Consider the following 5,501-nt stretch of genomic DNA (forward strand, 5'->3'; position numbering starts at 1 on the left):
GTAGAATATTCTTCTAGTTATAATTATATTTCAATTGATGATGTAGTTTGGGAAGCAATTCCATCATGTCCTGAGCCATTGGCATTAACAGCAACTAATGTTACTGMATYTACAGCCGATCTAGGYTGGACTGACGGTGGAACAGCTACTACATGGAACATTGAGTGGGGAACAACTGGATTTACTCAAGGGACTGGAACTATGATTACTGGAACTACTACTAACCCTCATCCACTATCAGGATTATCTTCTGATACTTCTTACGAATTTTATGTACAAGCCGATTGTGGTGGTGGTGATTTAAGTAGCTGGAGTGGTCCATTTACATTCTACACAGGACATTGTATTCCTTCAGGGACAAGTTCATCTACCTATATTGATACTTTTACCACTACTAATGGTGCTGTTAATATAGATCACGCTTCTTCTGGTTTTTCAACAGGAAATTATGACGACATGTACAATACTATGAGTGTAAGTCAGGGTCCTGGAGCAACTGTAGATTTTAGCGTAGCAATAGTATCTGGTACTGTTGGTTGTGCTATATGGATAGACTGGAATAACGATTTAATATTTGACACAACTGAAGTAGCTTATAGCACCACTGGCTATGGTAATGGTCCTTTCACAGGTACTATAACAGTTCCTTCTGGAGTTGCTGATGGTGATTATAGAATGCGTGTAATGATTGACTTCAATGATTCTAATCCTGGAGACGACACTGCTTGTTCATTCTCGTCTGGACGAGGAGAAGTTGAAGATTATAAATTTACTGTTGACGCTTCTTTATCTACTGCTAATTTTGATATTGCTAATTTTGTAGCTTATCCAAATCCAGTTAAAGATGTATTAAATCTATCATATACTTCAGCTATAACATCTGTACAAGTACTTAATTTATTAGGACAAGAAGTTATAACTAAAAAAATTGGAAATACTGCAACACAAATAGATATGTCTGATTTAACATCAGGTGCTTACATTATTAATGTAACCGTTGACAATGTTGTAAAATCAATAAAGGTTATTAAACAATAATCTTAACTCTTCTAATTATTTAAAAGCCTTGTCATTAAATTGACAAGGCTTTTTCTATGGCTAATTTTAAACAACTATAATCCATTTCTTCATACTTTTAACTCATTGGGTGCAATTATCAAAGACCTCAGTTCGAGTGATTTTTATATAATGAAATGGTGTAAATTCTCGATACGCTTCATATTCGAAATGATGTGCATCCAGAATCTCTATAATGAATTTAATATTTTTAATATGCTTCTTACTTGAACTGACAAAAAAAAGCTTATCAAAAACTAATTACACCCAACAGGTTATTTTTTATTATAATACAGTTCCTTTATAATTTCTTCAAAAAACTTGTGTCATTTTTTTTATTTTTTTTGTTTTGCCACACTTTCTGTGACAATCTTAAAAAATTATTTCACTTTGTCACAAAAAACGTGGCATTCTATTTTTTTTAAACAAAATGCCACAACTAATAATAAACATTAAAAATATGGAAAAAATATACCAATCAAAAGCAAGCCAGCTTTTTACAAGCTATTTGTTTTCTAACAAGAATATTATACAAAGTAACACTTAAGAAAAGCGTGTTTTACTCTATTGTTTCTGTATTTTGTACTCACTATAACCTTAACATGAAACAAAATAACGCTTTCTAACGAATACAATCCCTAAAAAACATGTTATGGTTTTCCGTAAGGAATACTTACCCCACTCTATTATATTTACAAATAGCAAAAAACAGGTAATTCTACCTAGAGACAAGGTTTATTTTCGGAATATATTACTAGTCTTTTTTGAACAAGTAGCTGTCAATAACTTAAATTGGTAAGCCGTTTAATAATACTTAAATTAGTTAAGTAAATATTTTTTTAAGATAAAGAAACATGGATAACAATATTACTGTAGAAAAAACAGAATTAGGTTTAGGTATCACCTATAATCATGATAAAGTTGAAGACAAACATTATTTCGGTGGTTTCTTTAACTTGGCTCAAAACAACATTGATTTAGTTGCTCAAGAATTTAAAAAAAGACTTTTAATACAAGGAAAAGATAGTATAAACATATTTGCTAATTATTTTTCTGACCAATGCTCAATTACTAATCTAGAAAGAGGAATTAAAATATTAGCTGAATATTTTCCAGTGGTTTCTTACATTGACTTAGATGAAAAAAATAAAAGTAAAAGTATTAGGGAGCATCTAATTTTGTTATTAGAGACAATCAATAATCTAAGAAATTATTACACTCATTATTATCACAAAAAAATAATAATTGATGGTTCTTTATTTCCACTACTCGATACTATACTTTTAAAAGTAGTTTTAGAAATAAAAAAGAAGAAATTAAAAGAAGACAAAACCAAGCAATTATTAAAAAAAGGACTTGAGAAAGAAATGACTATCCTTTTTAATCTAATGAAAGCTGAGCAAAAAGAGAAAAAAATTAAAGGATGGAACATTGACGAAAATATTAAAGGTGCGGTTTTGAATCGTGCTTTTAGTCATCTATTATATAATGATGAACTAAGTGATTATAGAAAATCTAAATATAATACTGAGGATGAAACTTTAAAAGACACACTAACTGAAAGTGGTATCTTATTTTTATTATCCTTTTTCTTAAACAAGAAAGAACAAGAACAGTTAAAAGCAAATATAAAAGGTTATAAAGGAAAAATTGCTAGTATTCCTGATGAAGAGATTACGTTAAAAAACAATAGTCTTAGAAATATGGCTACACACTGGACTTATTCACATCTTACTTATAAAGGATTAAAACATCGAATAAAAACGGATCACGAAAAAGAAACACTTTTAGTAAACATGGTGGACTATTTAAGTAAAGTTCCTCATGAAATTTACCAAAACCTTTCAGAACAAAATAAATCTTTATTTCTTGAAGATATAAATGAATATATGAGAGATAATGAGGAAAACCATGATTCTTCTGAAGCTTCTCGTGTTATTCACCCAGTTATTAGAAAAAGGTATGAAAACAAGTTTGCTTATTTTGCTATTCGTTTTTTAGATGAGTTTGCAGAATTTCCCACACTACGATTTATGGTTAACGTAGGGAATTATATTCACGATAATCGAAAAAAAGATATTGGAGGAACTTCTTTAATAACTAACAGAACAATAAAGCAACAAATCAATGTTTTTGGAAACCTTACAGAAATTCATAAAAAGAAAAATGATTATTTTGAAAAAGAAGAAAACAAAGAAAAAACGTTAGAATGGGAATTATTTCCAAATCCTAGCTATCATTTTCAAAAAGAAAACATTCCTATTTTTATAGATTTAGAAAAAAGTAAAGAAACTAATGATTTAGCTAAAGAATATGCAAAAGAAAAAAAGAAAATATTTGGAAGTTCAAGAAAGAAACAACAAAATACTGCTAAAAAAAATAGAGAAACAATTATCAATCTTGTTTTTGACAAATACAAAACGAGTGACCGTAAAACAGTAACTTTTGAACAACCCACTGCTTTATTAAGTTTCAATGAACTAAATTCTTTTTTATATGCTTTTTTAGTAGAAAATAAGACTGGTAAAGAACTCGAAAAAATAATTATTGAAAAAATAGCAAACCAATATCAAATTCTAAAAAATTGTTCTTCAACTGTCGATAAAACTAACGACAACATACCAAAGTCTATTAAAAAAATAGTTAATACAACTACAGATTCATTTTATTTCGAGGGCAAAAAAATTGATATTGAAAAACTAGAAAAAGATATCACTATTGAAATAGAAAAAACAAATGAGAAATTAGAAACAATAAAAGAAAATGAAGAATCTGCACAGAACTATAAAAGAAATGAAAGAAATACTCAAAAAAGAAAACTATATCGAAAATATGTATTTTTCACAAACGAAATAGGAATTGAAGCTACATGGATAACCAATGATATTCTTCGTTTTTTAGATAATAAAGAAAACTGGAAAGGATACCAACATAGTGAATTACAAAAATTTATTTCACAATATGATAATTATAAGAAAGAAGCTCTTGGATTGCTAGAATCAGAATGGAATTTAGAGTCTGACGCTTTCTTTGGACAAAATTTAAAAAGAATGTTTCAAAGCAATTCCACCTTCGAAACGTTCTACAAAAAATATTTAGATAATAGAAAAAATACTTTAGAAACTTATTTAAGTGCAATTGAAAATCTAAAAACAATGACAGATGTACGTCCTAAAGTTCTAAAGAAAAAGTGGACAGAACTATTTCGTTTTTTTGACAAGAAAATCTATCTATTATCTACTATTGAGACTAAAATAAACGAACTTATTACTAAACCTATCAATTTATCAAGAGGTATATTTGAAGAGAAACCTACTTTCATAAATGGGAAAAACCCAAACAAAGAAAATAACCAACATCTGTTTGCTAACTGGTTTATTTATGCCAAAAAACAAACTATTCTTCAAGATTTTTACAATTTACCTTTAGAACAGCCTAAAGCAATTACCAACCTTAAAAAACACAAATACAAATTAGAAAGAAGCATAAACAATTTAAAAATTGAAGATATTTACATCAAACAGATGGTTGATTTTTTATATCAAAAACTATTCGAACAATCTTTTATAGGATCTTTACAGGATCTTTATACTTCCAAAGAAAAAAGAGAAATTGAAAAAGGCAAAGCCAAAAACGAACAAACACCTGATGAAAGTTTTATTTGGAAAAAACAAGTTGAAATTAATACTCACAATGGAAGAATCATTGCAAAAACAAAAATAAAAGACATTGGAAAGTTTAAAAACCTTTTAACTGACAATAAAATAGCACATTTAATCTCTTATGATGATAGAATATGGGATTTTTCATTAAACAACGATGGTGATATTACAAAAAAATTATACAGCATAAATACCGAATTAGAAAGTTATGAAACAATTAGAAGAGAAAAGCTACTAAAACAAATACAACAATTTGAACAATTTCTTTTAGAGCAAGAAACTGAGTATAGTGCAGAAAGAAAACATCCTGAAAAGTTTGAAAAAGATTGTAATCCTAATTTTAAAAAATATATAATTGAAGGAGTTTTAAATAAAATTATACCTAACCATGAAATTGAAGAAATCGAAATTTTAAAAAGTAAAGAAGATGTATTTAAAATTAATTTTAGTGATATACTAATCCTCAATAATGACAATATAAAAAAAGGGTATTTACTCATTATGATTAGAAACAAATTTGCACACAATCAATTGATTGACAAAAACTTATTTAACTTTTCTTTACAACTGTATTCAAAAAATGAAAACGAAAATTTTTCAGAATATTTAAACAAAGTATGCCAAAATATCATTCAAGAGTTTAAAGAAAAACTAAAGTAATAATAACAGCTCTTTGAAATACTGTACTACTAAAAATTAAAAAATGACTATTTTTACATAACAATCTGTCTTAAAAGCTCATTTTTTTTATTGAAAACATACAAGAACCCCTTTTAATATCTA

At 27.6% G+C, this 5,501-nt stretch carries 2 protein-coding genes; both read left to right on the top strand.

Annotated elements, in window-relative coordinates; all coding sequences use genetic code 11:
* A partial coding sequence (locus SY27_RS06335; RefSeq protein ID WP_045968375.1) for a T9SS type A sorting domain-containing protein occupies positions 1-1,038 on the top strand: 1,038 nt, incomplete at its 5' end.
* Positions 1,039-1,910: 872 nt separating this feature from the next.
* A complete protein-coding gene (gene cas13b, locus SY27_RS06340; protein ID WP_045968377.1) occupies positions 1,911-5,378 on the top strand; it encodes a type VI-B CRISPR-associated RNA-guided ribonuclease Cas13b in 3,468 nt (1,155 codons plus the stop codon).
* Positions 5,379-5,501: the final 123 nt, after the last annotated feature.

This window comes from Flavobacterium sp. 316 (assembly GCF_000967805.1).
Classification (GTDB): domain Bacteria; phylum Bacteroidota; class Bacteroidia; order Flavobacteriales; family Flavobacteriaceae; genus Flavobacterium; species Flavobacterium sediminilitoris.